The 21612-nt window shown below is 59.5% G+C and carries 15 protein-coding genes and 3 pseudogenes; 6 read left to right on the top strand and 12 right to left on the bottom strand.

Annotation, left to right across the window (positions count from 1 at the left end; genetic code table 11):
* Both NKI46_RS29655 and NKI46_RS29650 read right to left on the bottom strand, forming a co-directional pair.
* The coding region (locus NKI46_RS29655; RefSeq protein WP_352749378.1) for a beta strand repeat-containing protein at nucleotides 1–1982 on the bottom strand (1982 nt) is incomplete at its 3' end.
* A gap of 18 nt (nucleotides 1983–2000) precedes the next feature.
* On the bottom strand, nucleotides 2001–2465 hold the full coding sequence (locus NKI46_RS29650; protein WP_156929787.1) for a hypothetical protein: 465 nt from the start codon (nucleotides 2463–2465) through the stop codon (nucleotides 2001–2003).
* A gap of 1033 nt (nucleotides 2466–3498) precedes the next feature.
* On the opposite strand from NKI46_RS29650, the gene NKI46_RS29645 reads away from it, so the two are divergent.
* Nucleotides 3499–4236, top strand: a complete 738-nt coding sequence (locus NKI46_RS29645) for an integrase (RefSeq protein WP_352749375.1) — start codon at nucleotides 3499–3501, stop codon at nucleotides 4234–4236.
* 235 nt (nucleotides 4237–4471) lie between these two features.
* On the opposite strand, the gene NKI46_RS29640 is transcribed toward NKI46_RS29645, so the two are convergent.
* From NKI46_RS29640 to NKI46_RS29620, 5 genes are all read right to left on the bottom strand, one after another.
* Entirely contained in the window at nucleotides 4472–4627 is a 156-nt protein-coding gene (locus NKI46_RS29640; protein ID WP_023738794.1) for a hypothetical protein, read from the bottom strand.
* A gap of 410 nt (nucleotides 4628–5037) precedes the next feature.
* Nucleotides 5038–5220 carry a hypothetical protein gene (locus tag NKI46_RS29635; RefSeq protein WP_023738796.1) on the bottom strand — a complete coding sequence of 61 codons (183 nt, stop codon included), beginning with the start codon at nucleotides 5218–5220 and terminating at the stop codon, nucleotides 5038–5040.
* A gap of 450 nt (nucleotides 5221–5670) precedes the next feature.
* Nucleotides 5671–5877 (bottom strand): KTSC domain-containing protein, encoded by a 207-nt coding sequence (locus NKI46_RS29630; RefSeq protein ID WP_023738797.1) that lies wholly within the window; start codon nucleotides 5875–5877, stop codon nucleotides 5671–5673.
* A 43-nt stretch (nucleotides 5878–5920) separates the two neighbouring features.
* Nucleotides 5921–6115 carry a hypothetical protein gene (locus NKI46_RS29625; RefSeq protein ID WP_031244300.1) on the bottom strand — a complete coding sequence of 65 codons (195 nt, stop codon included), beginning with the start codon at nucleotides 6113–6115 and terminating at the stop codon, nucleotides 5921–5923.
* Between the two features lie 251 nt (nucleotides 6116–6366).
* Nucleotides 6367–6489, bottom strand: coding sequence for a DUF3606 domain-containing protein (locus NKI46_RS29620; protein WP_348524245.1), 123 nt, complete (start codon nucleotides 6487–6489; stop codon nucleotides 6367–6369).
* 125 nt (nucleotides 6490–6614) lie between these two features.
* Between NKI46_RS29620 and NKI46_RS29615 the strand changes: the two are divergent.
* Nucleotides 6615–7485, top strand: a pseudogene (locus tag NKI46_RS29615) (ATP-dependent DNA ligase).
* A 90-nt stretch (nucleotides 7486–7575) separates the two neighbouring features.
* Nucleotides 7576–7935 (top strand): ArsR/SmtB family transcription factor, encoded by a 360-nt coding sequence (locus tag NKI46_RS29610; RefSeq protein ID WP_084014313.1) that lies wholly within the window; start codon nucleotides 7576–7578, stop codon nucleotides 7933–7935.
* Between the two features lie 825 nt (nucleotides 7936–8760).
* Here NKI46_RS29610 and NKI46_RS29605 read toward each other — a convergent pair.
* The 3 genes from NKI46_RS29605 to NKI46_RS29595 all read right to left on the bottom strand — a co-directional run bounded on the left by NKI46_RS29605 (nucleotide 8761) and on the right by NKI46_RS29595 (nucleotide 14442).
* Nucleotides 8761–9078 carry a DUF982 domain-containing protein gene (locus NKI46_RS29605; RefSeq protein ID WP_023738802.1) on the bottom strand — a complete coding sequence of 106 codons (318 nt, stop codon included), beginning with the start codon at nucleotides 9076–9078 and terminating at the stop codon, nucleotides 8761–8763.
* A gap of 637 nt (nucleotides 9079–9715) precedes the next feature.
* Nucleotides 9716–12997: an nSTAND1 domain-containing NTPase gene (locus NKI46_RS29600; RefSeq protein ID WP_352749369.1), complete on the bottom strand. Its 3282-nt coding sequence runs from the start codon at nucleotides 12995–12997 to the stop codon at nucleotides 9716–9718.
* Nucleotides 12994–14442: an nSTAND1 domain-containing NTPase gene (locus NKI46_RS29595; protein WP_352749366.1), complete on the bottom strand. Its 1449-nt coding sequence runs from the start codon at nucleotides 14440–14442 to the stop codon at nucleotides 12994–12996. Before NKI46_RS29595 ends, NKI46_RS29600 begins: the two co-directional genes overlap by 4 nt.
* A 316-nt stretch (nucleotides 14443–14758) precedes the next feature.
* Here NKI46_RS29595 and NKI46_RS29590 point away from each other — a divergent pair, with 316 nt between their 5' ends.
* The 3 genes and pseudogenes from NKI46_RS29590 to NKI46_RS29580 form a co-directional block, all read left to right on the top strand.
* Nucleotides 14759–15550, top strand: a complete 792-nt coding sequence (locus tag NKI46_RS29590) for a DUF1194 domain-containing protein (RefSeq protein ID WP_196813734.1) — start codon at nucleotides 14759–14761, stop codon at nucleotides 15548–15550.
* Between the two features lie 475 nt (nucleotides 15551–16025).
* A pseudogene (locus NKI46_RS29585) lies at nucleotides 16026–16484 on the top strand (adenylate/guanylate cyclase domain-containing protein); the annotation flags it as partial.
* A gap of 306 nt (nucleotides 16485–16790) precedes the next feature.
* A pseudogene (locus NKI46_RS29580) lies at nucleotides 16791–17435 on the top strand (alpha/beta fold hydrolase); the annotation flags it as partial.
* A 198-nt stretch (nucleotides 17436–17633) separates the two neighbouring features.
* Here NKI46_RS29580 and NKI46_RS29575 read toward each other — a convergent pair.
* Nucleotides 17634–17894 carry a DUF4242 domain-containing protein gene (locus NKI46_RS29575; protein ID WP_023738806.1) on the bottom strand — a complete coding sequence of 87 codons (261 nt, stop codon included), beginning with the start codon at nucleotides 17892–17894 and terminating at the stop codon, nucleotides 17634–17636.
* Between the two features lie 52 nt (nucleotides 17895–17946).
* Nucleotides 17947–21501, bottom strand: a complete 3555-nt coding sequence (locus tag NKI46_RS29570; RefSeq protein WP_352749365.1) for an adenylate/guanylate cyclase domain-containing protein — start codon at nucleotides 21499–21501, stop codon at nucleotides 17947–17949.
* Nucleotides 21502–21612: the final 111 nt, after the last annotated feature.

The following is a 21612-nucleotide window of genomic DNA, read 5'->3' as shown; positions in this document are numbered from 1 at the left end:
AAGGTGTAGGTCCCGTCCTCGTTGATGGTCGTCGAATTGTCGGTGCCGGCCGGCGCGTCGTTCACACTGGTGACGTTGATGGTGAAGGTGTTGGCCGACTGGTCGAGATCGACGCCGCCATTGGCGGTGCCGCCGTTGTCCTGAACCTGGAAGGTGAAGTTGGCATAGGGCGAGCCGTTCTCGTTGGCATCCGCCACAAACGTCAGATTGCCGATGTCGGCGAGCGCGATTGATTGGCCTGCCGTCACGTCGACGCCGCTCAGCTTGAGCACGCCGTTGCTGGCCAGCGTGGTGATCGTCACCGCCGCCAGGGCGTTGGCCGGGCTGTCGTTGGCATCGGTGAAGCCGAAATCGGCCGCCGCGAAGGTGTAGGTCCCGTCCTCGTTGATGGTCGTCGAATTGTCGGTGCCGGCCGGCGCGTCGTTCACACTGGTGACGTTGATGGTGATGCTGGCGGTCTCGGTGACGCCGCCAGAGGTGACGGTGTAGGAGAATACGGCCGGACCGTTGTAGTCGGCGGCCGGGGTGAAAGTGAGCGCATTGCCGGCGCCGAGCGTGACCGAACCGTGGCCGACAGCAATGGCCGGCCCGCCCACGGTGATCGCACTGCCGTTGATGGCGGTGATCTGCGCGCTGCCCTCGAAATTGTCGGCGCCCGAGACCTCGTTGGCCCCGCTCACCGGGTTGAAGGTAATGGCGGTGTCTTCATTGGTGAGGACCGTATCGGCGACGATGTCGCTGATGGCATTCACCGTGACGGAGATGCTGGCGGTCTCGGTGACGCCGCCAGAGGTGACGGTGTAGGAGAATACGGCCGGACCGTTGTAGTCGGCGGCCGGGGTGAAAGTGAGCGCATTGCCGGCGCCGAGCGTGACCGAACCGTGGCTGACAGCAATGGCCGGCCCGCCCACGGTGATCGCACTGCCGTTGATGGCGGTGATCTGCGCGTTGCCCTCGAAATTGTCGGCGCCCGAGACCTCGTTGGCCCCGCTCACCGGGTTGAAGGTAATGGCGGTGTCTTCATTGGTGACGACCGTATCGGCGACGATGTCGCTGACCGCGTTGATGGTAATCGCTACCGTGTCCGTGTCGGTCGCCAACCCGTCCGAAGTCGCGATGGTAAGGTTGTCCGCACCATTATAGTCCGGCACTGCCTTATACGTCAGACTGGAGAGCACGGCGTTGATTTGCGCCGATGTACCCGTAATGATGACAGAATTCGTCCCGTTCTGTGTGACGCCTGGTCCGGACGTCACCGTAAGGGTGCCGTGATTGACCGAGATCGTCGTCGTTAGTAGCCCGCCGTCGGAATCCGCGACAGATATTCCCCCGATGGCTTTCGTCGTGTCCTCGGTAGCGATCTGCGCCGCAAGGGGGACAGTGTTTACCGGCCCATGATTTGTGGTGTTGTCGACCGTCACAGGGGCGATTGTCTCGACCGCACTGACCTTCAGGTTGACGCTCTTGAACTGGTAAAATGACTGATCAGCCTGCAGCGTTTGTTGATTTCTGTGAGCCGGATACCAAACCGTATTGAAATAGTTGATCTCGTCGTTCAGCGCATGCATGAATGCGGCGTCATTGCTTTGTTGGACGCTGACGTAGATCTTAAGGGTGTCTATCTCCCCCGTTCCGCCCTTGGCCGAGCCGTTTCCGCCATCGTAGTTGTCGTATCCGCCAAAAGAACTGCCGCTCTGAGCGGCTCCGTTGTCGTAGACGGTGCCGCCGGTGAGAGTGCCAGGCAATCCGCCTGATCCCGCAACGTAGGTGCTCCCAAGCTTGTATTGGTTCTCATAGGCCCGGAAGATCAGAAGGTCAGCGCCTGATCCGCCCAGAAGGTCATCGAAACCACTGCCTCCATCGAGCGTATCGGCGCCTGATCCGCCATTCAGGCGATCGCTTCCAGCGCCGCCCAGAAGCACGTCGTCTCCGCTACCACCAACCAGATTGTCGCTGCCACTTGTGCCAATGGTCGTTGCCATGCCCAATCCCCTATCTTGCTAATTGTTCTTTCGATCCAGAAGTGTCGACATCGATCTGCCGCTTTGCGGCGGGTCGCTCAAAAATTGTGAACCGGTGAGGGCAAGTTCGCCTTCGCCCACTAACGGCTTGATCCTGAACGAGAGTGCCGGACCAAATGAGTTCGCATCCAGACCAATGGCATGTGTACCAATGCCAAACGCCCACGCTCGCGAGTCCGGCAAACACAGCTTGATGCCTGCTGAATCTGCGCAGGCAACAGCGGGCTTCTTCGGATCGGTCGAGGCGGAAAACTCATCATTCGGAGAGCAAAGTGCGATTTCGGCCAGATCGCTACTCGACCCATCGAGAGATATAATGGTCAGAACGGTGGAAATGGGGACGGGCGCATTTTCGGCTAAGCGGTAGGTATAATCTCCGCCCTGTGGCGTATCGGGAAGCAACGTCGAAATTCCGTCGGCGTGTACGATTTGAGAAGCAGCCATTATAACCCCCTTACTCATACACAGATGCCCCCACATCCGTTTACCGACCGCACTGAAAAGACAAAGCACTCGCTATCAAAGCTCATAGACTTAGTCAGCCCACCCAACCACCGCTATGTTACGCCTTGCGAACGGCTGACTCAGCAGTACCGTTTACGGATGGCGGCTCGATGTTGATGATGATGATGATGATGTTGCGACGAGATTGGTCGTCGCGCTGCGTCTCCCCTTGCGTCGGCAAACTCGTCGGCTGCCGATCATGTTTTTAAGAAAATGCTTATATTAGGAGATTATTAACTCTTCCGAGGGGGAGTCGTCAACATTCGACTAGCGTGACAGTTAACAGTCAAAATAAAACGTGCACGGAACCGGCTGCGGACCGCCTTCAAGAAACGCATGCCCCAGTGAGGTGAATGTGTAGCAGCAACCGCCGATCTCATAGACAATTGCGTTTCACTGTGTCGGTTGCTGTAACCATCTGAGAAGGTCCCAAGAGTCCGAATTTCCGCACCTTGGCCTTGTCTTTCGACCAGGAAGGGTAGGGATGGTCTGATTTCGATGCATCGTCTCCGGTAGGAGAGGTAATTAGGCGCGATCAATATCCGGTTTCGATCATTCTCAGGCCGGCTCGAATTGTCCTGGAAGTCTTAATTGGCATCGAGAAGGTGATGGGGCTGCCCGTCAAGGATCTGCTCCAAGCAGTTAATCCAAAACCTCACCAATCTTTTGGAAAACGCGGCGGCTGAAAAGGCGGGAGCAACCCAAAAATGGCCGGCACACTGATCTCCTTCAAAATTGCCGGTATTGCGCGCGGATCAAGAGCGCACGCTAAGGCAACATGGAGCCTGGCAGGGTAGAGGCGACGGGCAAGATCGTGGTCATCGCCGCTACACATACGAGCGAACCGGAAAACCCCATCGACCAGTGTATAAAAAATCATGCGCGTTCGTCTTAAGGGGCTGAACAGCCGCACGAAACAACTCGCCGACGGCAGCCTCGTCACCTACTAGTGGGCTTGGAAGGGCGGGCCACCTTGCCTGGCAAGCCTGGAGATCCCGAATTCATCGCGGCCTACAAAGCTGCCGCCGCGACCAAGGCCAAGCCGCGCCAGGGCGCGCTCCTGTCCGTGATGAATGAATTTCAGGCCAGCTCGGATTTGGATGACCTGGCGCCGCGCAAGCAAGCCGACTATGTCAAGCTGATCAAGGTTATCGGAAAGAAATTCGGTGACTTCCCGCTGTCGGGCATGAGCGACCGCCGCACGCAGGGCATCTTCATGGAGTGGCGCGACGAGCGCGCCAAGGCATCGCGCCGACAGGCAGACTATGGCTGGCAGGTGCTGGCGAGGATCCTGTCCTGGGGACACGGTCGCGGCCTTGTGTCAGCCAATCCTTGCGAGAAGGGCGGGCGCCTCTATCGCGGCACCAGGGTGGCTAACGTCTGGACTGCCGCCGACGAGGCCGCATTCTATGCCAGCGCTCCCGCGCACCTGCATCTGCCGCTCACACTGGCCTTGTGGACCGGCCAGCGCCAGGGCGACCTGCTGCGGCTCACTTGGCAGCAGTATGACGGCAAGGTGATCCGCTTGCAGCAATCCGAGACCGGAACTCGTGTGGTCATTCCCGTCGGCGCGCCGCTCAAGGCTGCGCTCGGGGCGCTGCGCGACAAGGTCGGGCAGATACTTTTGAACAGCGACGGCGTGCCATGGACCTCAGATGGCTTTCGATCATCTGGCGCAAGGCCTGCGCCTCGGCCGGGGTGGTCGGAGTGACCTTCAATGACATTCGCGGGACTGCTGTAACGCGCCTGGCGCTCGTCGAGGCCTGGGTGCCGGAAATCGCAACGATCACCGGCCACAGCCTTCCTCAACCGAGATCCGGCGCTCGGCGAAAGCGCCATCCGCAAGCTCGAAACGGGAACAAAAATTACCGACCGTGCGTCCGACTGACACGAAATATTCTAATGATCAAACGGAAAAATCGCTTTCTGGGGAACCTGGATTCGAATCATAGCTGCAGGTCACGTCGCACCTTTACCGGATAGCTGTCGGCATCCTTGCGCTTGTCGAACTGCTTGGAGCGGCGATTGCCGCCGGCATCGAAATAGTCGGCCAGCCAGCGGACTTCGACGGAGGGCAGGGTGCGTTTGCGGACTTTAGCCATTCCTATTCCTCGCGGTACTTTGGATGATGTTGCGTGGTGTGGGAGCGAGCTTGCCAAACCGGATAGCGTTCCGCCTCTTTCGCCAACTCTCTATCATTTCTTTCCGCGACGCTCCGATGGCCTCAAAACCTCTTGGCCGATGGGGACGTCTCCGGAGGCGTATTCATTCGCAAGCTTGATTGCTTCGCCCAACTATGGATTGTTGGCGAATGGCGCAAGTTCAACCAAAAGATTGAACAGGTTATCCAGACCGGAACATTAGCGGCGACTAACGGTTAATGTCCGGCAGTGTCCGAGAGCGATGGCGGTACTGGCGCTCGATCTTGTCTATTTTTTCGGCCCGACCCTAGGCGACCTGCTGGGCAGCGTCATTTCGTTGCTGGCGTGTTTGGTGCTTTACAACGCTTTGGCTACGGACCGCCCGAACCGATAGGTCGGGTATAACCCGCGATCGCCATTCCGAAGCCAAGGTCCAGGGCGACGCCAAGGAACAGCTTGCCGGCCATGTCGATGGCGAAGGCGCGTACAGGGCGCCATGCGTCTGTGCGGGGCGCTCTGAGGGACTTGGCGATGTCATCGAAGATCGTTTCCATCGCTCGAATCTCCGAATCTGTGAATCCCCTGTTTGCTCCGTCAAAGTCTAACGATCAGGGAAGCGCCATAGAAAGCACGTGCAGTAACGGTTGATTCAACCATTGCTGGTATAAGTGTGGTGTGAGTGGCGGCTCCGACAGCTCGGGGGTGGAACTGAGTGCCGAAGCCGCCTGCGCAGCCAAGGTTGGGGTTTGACCGCGCCGTCCTATTCTGGGACAGCGCGGTCAACGATTCGTTAAAATGATCCGGACCTAATAAGTTGGTGCTAATTGCGGCCTTCAGTCTTTTTGCGTCAGCCGGGAACATCCTCGCTCCGAGGCTGTTCGGTCACACCCGGCTCGTTCTCAGCGGTCCTGCCGGTGACCAAGATGGCCCCTCACTCATCATAGTCGGCCCGCGCTCGGAAGCAGGCGCGGGCCATCCCTGCACAAGCCCGGCGTCTCCAGATGTCAGCGCTCTGGCGCGAGCCGGACTGTATAACGATTGCGGATGTGGCTGTTAAAATAGACGCCCTTGGCAAAGGCAACTTTGAACGCAGCAACGGCATCAGCAGGTACGTCCAAAACCTCGTAATGCTTCCCGCTCGCTACAAACCAAACCGAGAGAACCCTGGTGTTGGGGTCATAGTCGAACTTGCGTATCGAGGTCGACGGCATGGTATGCCATCCAAAAACTCAGCTAGCCGAGTTGGATCGCCAGCTACAGGCTGAAACTGTATTCGAATATGTGGCCGCGCTTTTCGTCGGCAACCCTGATCCAGATGGGCTCGCTGGTGCGCAGAGTGACGTCGCGCTCTGTCGCTTCCCGCGCCGCCCTGATCGGCGTTGTCGCGTGGACGATGTGGGTAGCCGTCACGGTATCGCCGTCCATTTCCTCAACATGGTATTTCGGCACTTTTGGTCCTAAGCGTCCAGTGCGAGAGGCTGATCGTGATCCGGATCGGCATGATAAGCGACCTGGCGAAAATCGCGCATGTCGATCTGTTGGCGCAAACAGGGCAAGGGATGAAATGATCAAGTTCGCTCGCGGGCGGGCCTTCATGTCATGCGATCAGTGGTCTGCCGAGATCAGATAGCCTGGTCATTGTTTCCGCAGCGCCTTGGCTACCCGCTCCAAAGTCTCGCGTTGGTTGCCGTGCTTTGCGATCAGCTCTTTGACCTGCTGGGTGTGATGCCGATCTTTGTTGCGAAATATTCAACTTCATAATTCTCGTCGGCCGAGACACGGTCCCGATCGCGAAAATCCCGCTTGCTCTTGTCATCGGCCATATCGTTTCCTCCTTCGCTCATCCCGCAACGTCGAGTTGACGTGTTTGTTGCACCAAAAGGCTGATTTCCGGTTTTGGAACTATTTTAGCTTTATCTTATTGAATCGCCGGAGGGTGGGTCTGTGCATGCGTTTGAAGTTCATCGAGCCGTTGATGCCGACCCTTGTGGAGAAGCCTCCCGAGGGTGAAGGCTGGACCCACGAGGTCAAGTTCGACGGCTACCGTTCCCCAGCTGATCGTCGATGAAGATGGGACGCGGATCTACACTCGCCGCGGCCACGACTGGACCGCGAAATATCGCGACCTGGTGGGGGAGGCAAAGAGTCTTGGTGCCGAAAGCGCGATTGTCGACGGTGAGATCATCATCTTGAACGAAGCTGGCCTTTCGGACTTCGGCGATCTGCGCAAGGCGATCACCCGCCGACAGCAAGACCTCTATTTCGTCGCCTTCGATCTATTGCACCTCAATGGGCACGATCTGCGCGACATGGCGCTTGAGGAGCGGCGCGAGATCCTGGCCAGCATGATCGAGCCCGGGCGGCGTATTCAGTTCAGCGAGCCTCTGCCCGGCGAAGCCAAGGTGATCTTCCACTTGCTCGACCAGGCTGGGCTTGAAGGCATGGTGTCGAAGCGGAAGGACAGCAAACACCGCAGCGGTCCGTCGACCAACTGGCTGAAGGCCAAGTGCTATGCGATCGACGAGTTCGATCTGCTCGGCGTCGAGCGTGAAGCGGGCAAGCCGGCTTTCGCTCTCATGGCTGAGCGGGGCACAGGGCGCTATGTCGGCAGCGCGTTCGTCACCTTGAACCGGGAAATGCGCGAGAGGCTATGGAAACGCGTCCAAGAGCACCCAGGCACGGCGCCCAAGGGCGTCATGAAGCGGCCTGCGACGCAATGGGTCAAGCCGGGGCTGATCGGCCGCGTAAAGCACCTGCGCGGCGAGGATGACCTGCGGCATGCATCGCTGCAGGATTTGCGTGAGGATGAGGATCAATAGGAATTTGCTTTTTTTTGGCGGAACCGAGGGTTTGATTCCGCGTTGCTGCAGACTTAAGTTCTATCTTGGGTAGGACCTTAGTCTGATTCGATGATTTCAAGAAACCTTGCCGCCAGTGCCAAAACCGTCTCTGCCTTTCTCAGCTTGATGGGAAATGAGAAGCGGCTTTTGATCATGAACCACCTGGCCGGCGGCGAACTTTCGGCCGGTGTCCTCGCCGAGAAAGTTCAACTCAGCCAGTCGGCTTTGTCGCAGCATCTTGCCAAGCTCCGCGCCTTCGGCCTTGTCGACACCCGACGCGACGGTCAAGTAATCTACTACTACTGCTCATCCGGCGCAGCGCGCGAATTACTAGCTATGCTGGACGGCTTCCTGACGACCGGACGACCGCTCGCGGGCCCAGGTCCGCACTACGTTGCCCAAAGACTTCGCCGGCTGCGAATGGCCTGAGAAGGCAAATCTAGACGAGCGGCCCGCGCCAGCCTGTAAAGCGGAGCGCGGGCCTCAACCGTCGACATCGGTTGGCAGCGGGACACGCTGCAACCACCCAACTCACCCGCCCGAGGCCTGTTCCCCGGACACCCCGCCGCCTATGCGTTTGCGCGCAAATAGTTCGCGCAGTTCACTGGCGCTAGTCGATGTCGCGCAGCGGCTTTTTCGCCTCGGCGGTACATAGGACGGCCCAGCAGCCTTGTTGCGGGGGGCGCTAACGGGCGGGCCACTGGGCCTGACCGGTGATACTTAGCGCCGGCTGGCAAACATATGGGCACTGCTACCAATGCCAAACGAAACATACAAACGAAGGAAGGACGCGATCTAACCCGCGATCGCCATTCTAAAGCCAACACCAAGGCCGACTGCGACGCCCAGGAACAGCGTGGCGGCAAGATCGAGGGCGAAGGCGCGGACGGGGCGCCACAAGTCCTGGCGGGACCCCCTGAGGCCTGGCCGATATCATCGAAAACAGTGTCCATCCCTTCAGCATAGAAACGCCCGCACTGTGAATCCCCTTGGAACATCGTCGCCTCGAAACACTTCGGGCGGTCGCACTGTTCCCATATCAGTGTCTCCCAAAACTGCCCACTAACTCAACGGTTGGAGGGCTTTTTTGTACATTAGCGGAACCTGAAATTTGGGGGCTTGTTGATAGCACGGCAGCGAGTGGGTGTTCGCTGCTGGTCGAGGTCCCGCAAGACTCGGCCGGGCTCGCATCACCTGCCCCGGTCGGTGCGAGCCCACCGTCGCGCGACCAAGCGAGATCCCCTGTGTCGGTCCCTATTTGATACTAGGGGACGGCGGTTCATCATCACGATGGTTTATGGCACGTTGCCCGACATGCCGAGGGCGGGACTCCGTCTTGGCCGGCTGCAGCAAGCGCTGGTCGATAGCGGCGGCCTTGAACGCCGCAAATGCTACGGCCGGACTGCAGCTTCCATCCTTGGCCTCCGCAATTAATCGGCACGCATTCCTATAGGCCGCCGCTTCCTTATTTGGCCACTGCCCCTGGAGCGCTTCCTCGGCCTCACAGATGGAGGCAACCGTCATTGATTTCCGGTCTACCAGCTTAACGAAAAGCGGCAAAAAGGTGCTCATCGCACACCTCCCGACCTTTTAGTGCGCCGAACGCAAAGAGCTTTTTGGTTTCCATGCCTATTTGTTTTTTTGACCCATTTCAGCAGCACAAGCCAATTGAATCGGCGGGTTGGGACACGGCCGTAGGGGAATGCCTTCCAAAAATTGTATGGAACCGTGGCGACAACCACACATTCCTACCTAAGCGGTCGATTCCTCGGATGTAGCCGTGACGACGGAAACATGCGCCACCTGGAAGAGAGGCTAAGTCGCCTGAAAGACCAGTGGGAATCCGACCACCAGTTCATCGAAGGCGCCCGCCGTAGCCAGCGCTGGGCGGAGAGAGAACTGGAATCCCTACAATCGACCATCCAAGAGACACGAAGCATCCTAGAGGCCTCACGGAAGCTCTTGGCAAAGATTGCCGAGCGCGAACACCCTACCCAGCCGTAGGAATGGCCGGTGCACTTGGGCAATTGTGGGGGCTTTTCTTCTCGCTAGGTTAGCAAGCCCTCCGATTATTCCAAGCAATAACCATCTCTGTGCCTGACCGAACAAATTGTTCGACAGATCATCCGGGAGGTATCCTTCGCTTGAGGTCGTGGCCGCCGACCTGACGACGCCCGAAGGCTGCTCACAAAGTCTGACCGTTGTCGCCTCAGCCCGGACAGGTGCCGTTTGCAGGGACTTCAGGAAGGAAGAAGCTTCGCCGCTCGCAAGGGGTCAGTTCGCGAGGGACGGTACGCCGGGCGAATTCAATAAGCTCGTTGGGTGTCTGGAAGACGCGAACGATGCTGACTCTTTGTTCGCCGGAAACAATCGCGACATGGGTGCCGTCGGAACTGAAAGCTGCGCGTGTAAAGCCCCGTAGAAAGGTTGCTTCGTCCTGGCTCCCAAGGACGGCAATCTGGCGCCCCGATTGCGCCGCCCACAACCGCACCGTTCGATCTTCGGTCGACGCGGTCACGACATACAGGCCATTGGGGCTGAACTCGGCGCTGTCAAGCGCGCCGCTGTGGCCCCTGAGAACCCTTTCCGGATCGCCTGCGACGCTCCAGATCCGGGCGGTTCCATCGCGTGAAGCAGTCAGCAGCGACTGGCTGTCGGGACTGAAGGCGACTACCGTCACCGCGCCGGTATGTCCCTCCAGCGTTCTAACGCTTGTCCCGGTGGTCGACCAAATTCGGGCCGTGTGGTCGAGTGAGCCCGTGGCGAGGAGCTGCCCGTCAGGGTTGAAGGCCCCTGCCGTGATGCGATCCTGATGCCCCACAAGAGCACGTAGTTCGGCTCCGCTCGTCGTCAGGAGGTGTCCCACATTGTCTTCCCTGGCCGAGAGGATCCGACGTCCGTCAGGGCTAAGAATGGTTTGCGGCAGATTGATGCTTGTATGGATGACAGCCAGTTTGGCGCCGGTCATCGCGTCCCACAGTTGGGCGGTGCCGTTGATCCATGCGCAAACAAGCGATTTGCCATCGCGACCAAACTGGATCTTGATCAGTCCGGCATCTGATCGGAACTGGGCGGTCTCGTGTCCCGTGGCCACGTCAAAAATTCGGACCGCGCCCTCTAGAGACGCCGTGGCGACGCGCCTCCCATCTGGGCTGAACGAGGCGTTTTGAATGATCTCGTGCGTGTCGAGGCGGATTATCTCGCGCCGGCTCACGACATTCCACAGGTGCGCTGCGCTGTCGCCTCCGCCGGTCAGCAGGTGGACCTTGTCGGGACTGAAGACCGCGAAAGTGGGGCGATATTCATGTGAGAGCGCCGTCGTCAGGGCACCGTCGACATCCCACAGCCGAGCGGTGCCATCGTGTGAAGCAGTGAGAAGAATGTTGCTGTCAACCGGGCTGAATTCCAGATGCTCAACCAAAGATTCATGACCGGCGATGGTCGGGACCAACGAGGCGCGTTCAACGTCCCAGACGCGGATCGGCCCATCGATCGAGGCGGTCGCAAGGAAGCGGTCGTCCGGGGTGAAAGCACCGTTCATCTCCACATCGCGTTCATCTGTGCCGATGTCAGGTTTCAACCCTGAAACCTCCTGGCCGAGCTCATCATCCGGCGTTCCCAACGCTCCATCCCAAATCCGGGCAGTGCCATCCAGTGATATGGTGGCGATCTGCTGACCCCCGTGGCTGAAAATCACGCCGTTCAATTGAGTGTCGCTCTTGCTGCCGGCCAACTTTGCGATCTCCGTTCCTTTCGACAAATCGAAAAGACTGGAAGTGTCGCGGTGTGAATGCCAACCCCACGGGCCGGCCACCATCCGGCTTCCGTCCGGGCTGAACGCCAAGGTGTAGGGCCAGGAGGTCACTCGGATCGACCGCGTCAGCACGCCGTCTGCGGTATTCCAGATCGAAATAAAATGCTTGCCTGCCGTCGCGAAGCTGCGGCCGTCTGAACTGAAAGCAGCACGCGTATATGCGTCGCTGCTTACACCTAGGACTTTCTTTCCGGTCCAAGCATCCCAGAGCGTTGCATCGCTGTTCTCTCCCGCCGTCAGCACCCGGGTGCCATCCGGGCTGAAGATTGCCGTCGGGTAATTGCCTACCGGCCGCAGGATGTAGAGCTGCTCTCCCGAGACGGCGTCCCAGAGACGTGCCGTGCCGTCCCTCGCGGCCGTCAGGATACGGCTCCCGTCGGGGCTGAATTCGGCCCTCTCCACGGGCCCTTCATGACCTTTTAGAATTGCAGTTTCGGCACCGCTGGAGATGTCCCAGACTGCTGCAGTCTTGTCATAGGATGTGGTGACGATGCGATCACCTGTAGGACTGAATGCCGCATGCGCCACACTGGCGCCAGGGCGGAGGGTTTTGATCTGCCGGTGCGCCAGCAGCGCCTTGAAGAGAGCTGCCTCCGCCTCAAAGAGATATGGCCGCTCGGGTTGCTCTTTCGAGGGTAGCGCCTCAAGCGCCAACCGGATCGCAGCCTCGGTGTTGCCCGCCGCGGCGGACCGCTCCGAGAGGAACGAGAGCGAAAGGAACTGATTGCGCAGCGCCTGATCGCGTTGGCCTCTTGCTTCCTCCCGCGCTTTGAACGCGACCAGTGCGCCTGCACCCGCCATAAGAGCGAGCATTATTGCCACGATAGCGGCGTTCCGCGTCCGTCGGGCAAGCCGGTTTGCTGCGGCAGCCGCGAGGCTCCGGCGCTCGGCCTCGCGCTCAAGGCGCTCGCGTTTTGCCTCTTGGGCGGCCTCGATCAGCGCCAGCTCCGCGCGACGGTCCTTCTCCTCCTTCTGCCGATGGGCACGCAAGGACTCCTCGATGTATTCAAGGACGGCATCGTCGACCTCCTGCCGCCTTGACAGCATCAACTCTTCTCCCTCCGCCAGACGTTTGCCGGACGGAAGGAGAAGCTCTCGATTCCTGCTTTCCAGGTGCCATCGGTGGGCGTCAGCCCTCAGGCGTTCGCGCGTCGCGAGGAAGTCGCGGTTTGCATTCACAATGCCACCGGCGCGCGGCCAACGGCTCAACAGTGCCTCATGCGCAAGACGAACGAAGACATGCCCTGCGGCGTCCTCGTCGCTGACGAGGAGCCGGGCATCGATTAATGCCCTGACGAGGGCCGATCGCGCGGGAGTGCCCGCAACTTCGGTATATAGGGCCGCACGTGCCGTGACCGTTTCATCGCCCAGGTTCGCCGTGGTGAGGGCGCGCAGCACCGCGGGCAAGGCCTCCTGGATCCCGGGCGCCAGCAAGTCCAGGACTTCGTCGGCGCGGCGCGCGATTGCGCCTTCGAGCCCGCCAAGCGCATGATAATGCGCAAAGGTGAGAACGCGTCGGTCGCCACTGGCTTGGTACAACGCGTCGAGGACAAACTCGAGAAGCGGCAATGATCCGGGGTCGGCAGTTGCTGCCGCCTGCAGCACGTCATCGAGCCGCCCCAACTCGGCGCTCTCCTCGAAGCGGAGCCCGGCCACGACCGCAGGTTCGCGGATCATCTGCGCGATCTCTGGGCCGGTTGGTGGCAGAAGTCGAGGCCGTCCTTGAGCGCCGAGAAACCTTGGACCTCACCGCAGCGGTGAAAGAAATCCGAACGGATCGCCGCTATCACCCACACCAGTCCGCTCGCGGCCAGCACCGCCATGAACCGCACAAGGGCCTCGCGCATCGCCGGCTGCTTCTCCGTCGTGAACAGCTCCTCAAGTTGATCGATGACCACAAGCAGTCTGACCTGCGAGCGGGCCGGCCCGGCGGCCCTGCGAAGTGCCTGTCGGACCATCGCCAGGGCTCGATCCGGCGTGCTCCTGCAGAGTCGAGCAAACTCCGCGGCTGTTGCTTCTGAGGACAGCTCCGGCACTGCGGCGCTGTGAAGCAGCGCCGCAGCCAACACAGCGAATGCATCCGGTCCTTCGGAGAGGCGGATCAGGCAGCGGCGCCACAAGGATATGCCTGCCACGGCTCCAGGTCGCGTCAATGACGGCAGCAGGCCAGCGGACAGGAGGGAAGACTTGCCACAACCGCTCATTCCGTAGATGAGCAGGAATGCCGTGCCGCTTGCTGCCTGCTGCTCCAGTCTGGCAGTGCAGGCGGCAATCGCCCGCGCTCGGCCGAAGAATAGATAGGCATCTTCGAATTCGAAGGCATCGAGACCGCGAAATGGCGACCTGACCGGTTCCTCGGACGCAAGACATACGCGGTAGATGCGCAAGGCACGAGCGACATCCTTCAGTTTGTGCTCGCCGAGATCGATGAATTCCAGCGAGAGGTGGTCCTGAGCCTGGGAGCGGACTGCTTCCGTGATGCAAATCCCGCCGGGGCGTGACAAGGTTTGAAGATAAGCTGCGACCTCGACGGCCTCGCCCCTGAGGTGCTCGCCCTCGGCGACGACGTAACCGAGGTCAACGCCGATGCGGAAGCGCAGCCGCTTTGTCTCGGGAACCTCGCAGTTCCGTCTATCGACCTCATACTGGATCTCGTTCGCACACCGCAACGCCTCGACAGGGCCAGCAAACTCCGCAAGGACTGTCTCATCGACGCTCGCGAAGACATGACCGGCATGTTCTATCAGCAGCCGATCAAGGACCTTCCTGTAGGCCGGGGTAGGTGCAGCAATGCTCCGCTCATCCTGGCCTGCCGGCCGGACCCCGGCGGCCAATTCTGCCGCCAGAATTGTAATCATTCTTGGTCGGGCATTTGAGGGAAGGACCAACCTGTAACCGCGCCTCGGCACTGTCTGCACGACGGCTTGGCGACTGTCGTTGAGCGCCGCACGGATCTCGTGAATGCATTGGACCAGGCTGTCATCGGTGACGGCTAGCCCGTTCCAGACCGCCTTCATCAGCTCATCCTTGGTGATGACTCGATCAGCGTTCTCCAGAAGGTGGCGAAGTACCGCGAAGGTCTGGTGGCGAACTGCGATTGTCCTGTTGAACTGGTCGCGCAAGGTCTCCCTGCTCACGTCGGCGGTCACGCCGTTGAGTACGAACGTTGTAGGCGGCGAGCTATTCAAGCCGGTTCCCCTCAAGCACGAAGCCGCAGTTCCATACTAGCACGGTTTCGCGCTGCGAAGACTGATCATCATCCAGCCCGTGCGGGGAGCTCGGATTTCGGCGAATGATCGTAAGCCGTTCGTGACTTGGCAAATGCCCCGGACCGACAATTCCACACTCCATTGTCGATGAGAGAGGTTCGCTATGGACTGCTTAGTGCGGATTGGAAACATGGGTGCAAGACCAGCGCTGCGGCTAGCGGGCGCCTTCTTGCTCACCCTGTTCTTCGCGACAGCGCCACAGGCTCACTCGACGGACCGTCCCGCGGGCGGCCTGGCCGAAGTCGATTTGCAATTGATCCTTGCCGTGGACGTCTCGCCGTCGATGAGCAGAATTGAGCAAAAAGTGCAGCGCGACGGCTATGTTGATGCTTTCCGCCACGCGGATGTCGCGATGGCAATCAAGGCGGGAGACCTGGGAAGAATCGCAGTGCTCTATCTGGAGTGGGCGGGGCCAAGTCAGCAAACCGTCATCGTGCCGTGGACAATTGTGGAAAGCCGCGAGGATGCTCTGACTTTGGCGGACAGGCTCGCTGCTCTGTCGTTGACTGAAGGCCGGGGAACGTCGATTTCTGGCGCGTTGCAGGCCGCGAATGGGCTGTTCGCGAAGAGCGGCTTGCGCAGCCCGCGCCGTGTTATTGATGTATCCGGCGACGGACCGAACAATGCCGGAGCACTCATTGACCCCATCCGGCAGTTTCTTCTCGCGGAAGGTGTGACGATCAACGGGCTGCCTATCACACTACCCCGCATTGGCGAGGCCGACGGGTTTGCGCGGTACGACCCCTCCAGGCTGCAATCATATTTCGAGCGCTGCGTCATCGGCGGACCGGACGCATTTGCGATCGGCGTCACCGACGCCGCAATGTTCGTCACCGCAGTCCGTCGAAAGCTGGTTCGCGAAATCTCCATGAACATGGATCAGGTAATCTACGCCGCGTACACCGAGCGTTCCGGCCCCACGGTCGATTGCAACATGATCGGTCAGTTGCCAGGCCGATGAGGCTCGGCAATGTGGTGCCAGCAACGGCTAGCTTCGCGCATCGCTGCCGACAATCAAACAGAGCAGGTAGCATTAACAGCGACGAACGCCGTCAAAGGCCGAAGGGCTGCTTGTCGACAACTTCGTTCCGAAACCGGAAGGGCAAGTTCCGGCCCCAACGCTGACGGCACCCGAAACCCTTCAGCATCTTGGTCATTCGGAGCCAATTCGCTGTTGCCCGATAGCGGACATGACTTGGAGGGAGCTTTTGGTCATGGGTGCGCTATGCAACTGGCGCGCCTTCCCAAGATTAGAGAGCGAGCGACTGGCCATCAGTGGTTGGAGCACGGGGACGCTGTATGCGATCCGGCTGCGCGAACACGACTGATGAAGAGCCTCCAGTGCCGAAACCGAGATGCAAACTGAAAGCGCGTTCGCTCGCAAGGCAGTATTCGTGTAAGGATTTGGTATTAGCTCCCTCTCTCGGAAAGGGTCCATGGAACGTCGCCTCGCCGCCCTGCTAATGGCTGACGTCGTCGGTTACAGCAGGCTCATGGAAGACGATGAATCTGGGACGCTTGCTGCATTGACAGAACGGCGCGCTTCTATTCTCGCGCCGACCGTCATCGCTCATGGCGGGCGTGTCGTGAAACTTATGGGCGATGGAATGCTGATCGAGTTCGGCAGTGCCATAAACGCCGTTGCAGCGGCAGTAGACGTGCAGCGAGAAATGGCGGCCGCGAATGCATTGGCGTCGGAGAAACAACGCATCGATTTGCGGATCGGCATCAATCTTGGTGACGTGATTGGCCAGGGAACTGACGTCTTTGGCGAAGGTGTCAACATAGCTGCGCGGCTAGAGGCCCTAGCCGACCCCGGCGGTATCTGCGTTTCCGGCAAAATTCACGACGAGGTGCGCAATAAGGTCGCCTGTCAATTCGAGGAGATGGGCGAGCAGAAACTGAAGAACATCTCGACGCCCGTACGAGCCTTCCGCTTAATGGACGCGGATCCTCTACAGTCATCACCTGCGCAGCAACCGCGAACGCTTCGATCGTCGCACACGCCCCCCTCGCTCGCAGTTCTTCCGTTCACAAACATGAGCAGCGATCTCGAACAGCGATATTTCAGTGATGGGCTTACTGAAGACATCATTACAGAATTGGCGCGGTTCCGTGACCTGCATGTGATCGCACGCAACTCGTCCTTCCGTTATCGGGGAGGTGACATCGACATAGTCCGGGTCGGCCGAGAACTTATTGCCGATGGTTCTGGCTGGCGCGGGGTCTATGACGAACTCACCCAACGCGGCTATCGCGTCACGATCGTCCAGAACCCATTGACGTCACTGGAGGATGATGTCGCTTCAACCAAGCGTGTTCTTGATCGTCAGGATGGCCCGACCGTTCTCGTTGGGCACTTCTGGGGCGGCACCGTCATCGCGGAAGCAGGGGTCAATCCCAAGGTCGCGGGCTGGTCTACGTTTCTGCGCTTTCGCCAGATGCCGGGGAGACAACTGGTCAGCAGTACGAAGGTTTTGCACCTGCTGCCGGGTTTGTTGTCGAAACCACCGATAATGGCTTCGGCTTCGTGAAGCCGGAGAATTTCAAGTCCGGTTTCGCTCATGACGTTAGTGACCAAGACGTCGCCTTCATGCGGGACTCGCAGGTCCCGATAAACATGTCGGCCTTCGGCACGAAGCTCAACAACGCGGCTTGGCGTCGAAGCCAAGCTGGGCTGTAATCGCCACAGAAGACAAAGCATTCGACTAGGCCATGCTGCTTCACCTGGCGCATCGCATCGGCGCCAAGGTGACCACAGTGTCGGCAAGCCATGCGCTCTTTATGACTCAGCCTAAGTGATTGCGGATACGATAGACCAAGCGGCGCAGACCATCTCGAAATGAGCGGGTTCGGCAGTTGATGCGGGTAGCATCGGGGCAGGCGACCATTGTGCGCTGCCCCGATGAATGGCGCAATGGCTGCTCAGCGGTCATAGCATCATCCCAAAAGCAGACATCCGAGTGACAGGCGAGACGGCCCGTTTGCGACGGACGGGCCAACTTGGAAATTCGTCGCCATTTGGCTGCTTGCGGCCTATTGCGCTAAGCGAACATATTGGGCCCAATCTCGCCACTGATCTCAATGATCACATCAGCGGGCAGGTTGTTTCGTCGGGCTGCGGCCCGAATGGCTTCAGGGTTAGCCGCTTCGTAAAGGCAATAGGTCTTTTTCCTGTCGGCGCTGAGGAAGGAGATGATCCACTGGACGCCTTCCTCGTCATTGATCAAATTGACATTTTCGACCGAGTCCTTTGAAAGGTTAAGCTGTTCGGCAAAATCTCGTTCGATGACGTAGCGTGGCATGAGAAGGCTCCTTCTGAACCGTGTTGATGCCGGCGAAGCACGACCGAGCCCCTTAATGCAGGGTCGGTTGCAACCTCTTCTTCAAACGGACCATATCCAGTTCGACCGCAGTTGCCGAGGCTTGCTCCGATAGTGAGATTGCTCTCTCGATCGCTTTCTTGCTACCGATTTTCATAAGCAGGCTCGCATATTCGGCCTGTGCATGCGCGAGCCACGGTCTTGAACTGCTGGCTGCGTTCATCTCGAGTGCATGCTCGAAGTGCGCGGCGGCCTTCTCGAAGTCACCTAGCGAGGCGGACAACATTCCTAGATAGCGGCTCGCTGCTCCAAAGCAGACAGTTGCGACTCCCGCCATGATGGTCATATCCTTGTAGGCGATCATAAGGTCGTAGATCGTTTGCGCCGCCTCTGTGTCGCCGAGGCTGATCGCGACTTCCGACATGAACGAGAGGGACGTGCTTCGCTTCGCATCTAGCGGCATTGCGAAACCGGTGCGAGCCAGCTCCCTCAGCCTACGCTGCGCTGCGTCCCGATAGCCCAAATCACATGCAACCAACGCAAAACCTGGCAACCAGGTGGTTTCATCGGGGTTCTCTTGGATCAAACGCTTCATGACCGGTGCGACCTCCGACAGGCGGCTCTGTTCACGTCGGATCGCGAACATCTGCATGCCGTAGACGCCCTCGACTTCCGCGCCATGCGTCTGTCTACCCATGCTTAGTGCTTCTCCTGCAAGTGCCTCAGCCGTCGTGAAACGTCCCTCAAGAATAGCCATCATGGCCCGGGCATGCCGAGCCATCCAAAGGAGGTGGAGCCGCTGGCGTAGCGTTCCGAGCTCTTCCAATCCATCGATCGCTAGATCGGCTCGAGTACGATTGCCCAATTCGGTGGAGACGTAAACGTCGAGTATTAGGGCTCGGCCCCGCATGTCGTCGTCGTTGATCTCAGCCGAGAGGCGCTTTATTTCGTCTATGCGAGTAGTCCGATCGGTTGCCTCCGCGGCAGACTTGACTGTCGTCGGGGTTAGGAAAGGCAAGACAGAGAGTTCCAAGAGCGAAGGCTTGTCATCAAGCTGCCGAGCCAGATTGACGCCCTCCTTATGGTATTTCGCGCTGTTCTTAGCGTCGCCAAGGTACGCATATGCGCGCGCAAGGCGGGTGAGAAGCTGGCAGCGCGATTTCTGATCGTCGTGGTCGATTTTGCCCATCGCTTCCCTGAGTAGCTGGAGCGATTCGGCGAGCGGCTTCGAGGAAAGGAACTGGGCGGCATCAAAACCGAGTGCAGAGCGGATGAAGGCCTTGGTATCGCTAGCCTCGCGAGCCAGTCGCGCGGTCAGCTCGTATTTTGCAACGGAGTCCGACAACCGGCCTGCGGCGCTCAGTGCTTCGCAGAGTTTTAGGGTCGCCTCGAGCACATCTTTTTGCTGAGCCCGTCCTTTCGGCAAGTGCTCCGCTATAGCAAGAGCGTTCTGAAAATGGTCGACCGCCTCGTAGTTGGCTGATCGCCCCAGCGCGCGTTCGCCGGCCATCATCCAGTACGGGAGGGCAAGCTCATTTTGCTGTCCCCTGACGTAGTGCTGGGCAATGAGCTCGGGCTGCGTGACGACGAGATCGGGATATCCGTCGATGAGGACCCTGGCTATCGCTTCATGATAGTGGCGGCGCCGCCGACTGAGAAGCGACTGGTAAGCTGTATCCTGGATGAGCGCATGGCGGAAAACGAGCGCGTCCTGCAGAACGCCTCCAGTCACGACGAGTTGGGTGGACATGAGCTGATGCAACGCGTCGTCGAGACCCTTATCTTCGAGTCCGGCAACTTTCGAGAGTAGGCCACGATCGAATTCCCTGCCTATCACAGAGGCAATTTGTGCGACTTCCTTGGCCGTCGCTGTCAAACGATCGAGTCGCGCCATAAGGGAGCCCTGCAGACTATCTGGGATCTCGACGTTGAGCGACGCCGCCTTTCCGCTCTCCATGATTGAGCGCGTCAGCTCCTCGACAAACAATGGTACACCGTCTGTTCGCTCGGCAATTCGGTCGGCAAGCTGGTCGGGAATATCCGCGAGCATCGATTCAATCAGCTCTCGCATCTGTTGCTTCGTCAGGCGCCCAATGGCGAGCGTCGTCACCTGAGCCAGTCCGGTTGCCCACCCGGCGGTCCATTCCGGTCGGTGCGTCACAACGACAAGGACGGCCGCACCATGCACGCGGTTCACAACTTCTGTGAGAAATTCATTAGTCGACGGATCGATCCAGTGCGCATCCTCGACGACAAAGAGCACCGGCGCAATCTTCGCAGCGAGCAGAACGCGGTTCGCCAATGTGTGGACGCTGAGTTCCTTACGATGTTGGGCGGAGAGATCGAGCGGTTTGAAGGCGCCGCCGAGGTCGAGCGAGAGCAACTCGGCGTAGATCGGTCCGACCTCCGAGGGATGTTCCCCGTAACGTTGAACAATCGCGCGAAATTTTTCATCGCGCATGGCTTCGCTGTCGGCGGATGAAAAGCCTGCAAGCCGGCTTAGGCGTTGGATGATGGGGTAGAAGGCTGAGGTGATGTGATAGGGGGAGCACTGCAGCCGGATTAGCTCATGATGGCTCTCATAAAGCCGTTCCTCGAGCGCATCCACGAGGCGCGACTTCCCGATGCCCGCTTCTCCCGACACGAAAACCGCCTGGCCTTGGCCGGCTTCGGCCAACTCCCAGCGCTCGAGAAGAATGCCGATTTCGCTGGTTCGGCCGACGAACTTCGACAAAGCGCGATCGTGCGCTGCGTCGAACCGGCTTTCCACCTCCCGCTCGCCACGAACCGCGAATAGGGCAATAGGCGATTTGAAGCCTTTCAACTCCTGCTCACCGAGGCTCTCGATCTCGAAGGACTGCCCGGCGAGCCGACGCGTGCTGTCGGCAACGACGATCTGACCGGGAGCGGCAGCGCTTTGCAGGCGCGCCGCGAGATTGGGTGTGTCCCCTGCGATTGAGGCGCGCTCGTTCACGCTGCTGCCCGCAATGTCGCCGACCACCACGTGGCCCGATGCGATGCCAATACGCGCCTTCAGTTGCTCGCCGTCGGGCGATTGGATGGCCTCGACTGCGGCGAGGGCCTGGAGGCCAGCCCGAATGGAACGCTCTGCGTGATCCTCGTAAGCCATCGGCCACCCGAAATAGGCAAGCACGCCGTCTCCTAGATATTTGGCGACATAGCCGCCAAAGCGGGTGATTGCGCCAGCGACGCTGTCCTGATAGCGGCGTGTGAGCTCGTGCATGTCTTCCGGGTCGAGCTGCGCCGATAGCGCCGTCGAGCCGACCAGATCACAGAACAGCACGCTGAGGAGCCGCCGATCGGCAGCTGGTTCTTGCGGCACTTCGGTGGTCTGAGCTTCCGGCCTACCGACTGGAACCGAGGCAAGACGAGCTCCGTTGGGGTGAGGCTGTCCAAGTCCATCGATCGCGGCCAGAATGATCTTCCGGTGCCCGAGCGAGACACCAAGCTCCTGGAGATCGGCGTCCGTGATATGGGGAAGCGCTCGAAGGTCGACGTCGTTTTCGAGGAACGCCTGCAGGTACTTGCCGAGACCGAGGTGGCTCAGCCAATCCTCAATTGTTTGCATCGAGCTTTCTCATGCGGCACCGCGATCCAAACTAGCGCGAATCTCGTGGCGGCACCACCTTTCAGATCGGGAGATCGAGACGAGCAGCCGGCCAAAACTCCTCGATGGCCA

The sequence above is a fragment of the Mesorhizobium sp. M0615 genome (genome assembly GCF_040320805.1).
In the GTDB taxonomy this organism is placed as follows: Bacteria; Pseudomonadota; Alphaproteobacteria; order Rhizobiales; family Rhizobiaceae; genus Mesorhizobium.
The sequence above is the reverse complement of the archived record's forward strand: the minus strand, read 5'-3'. Positions and strand labels throughout refer to the sequence as shown.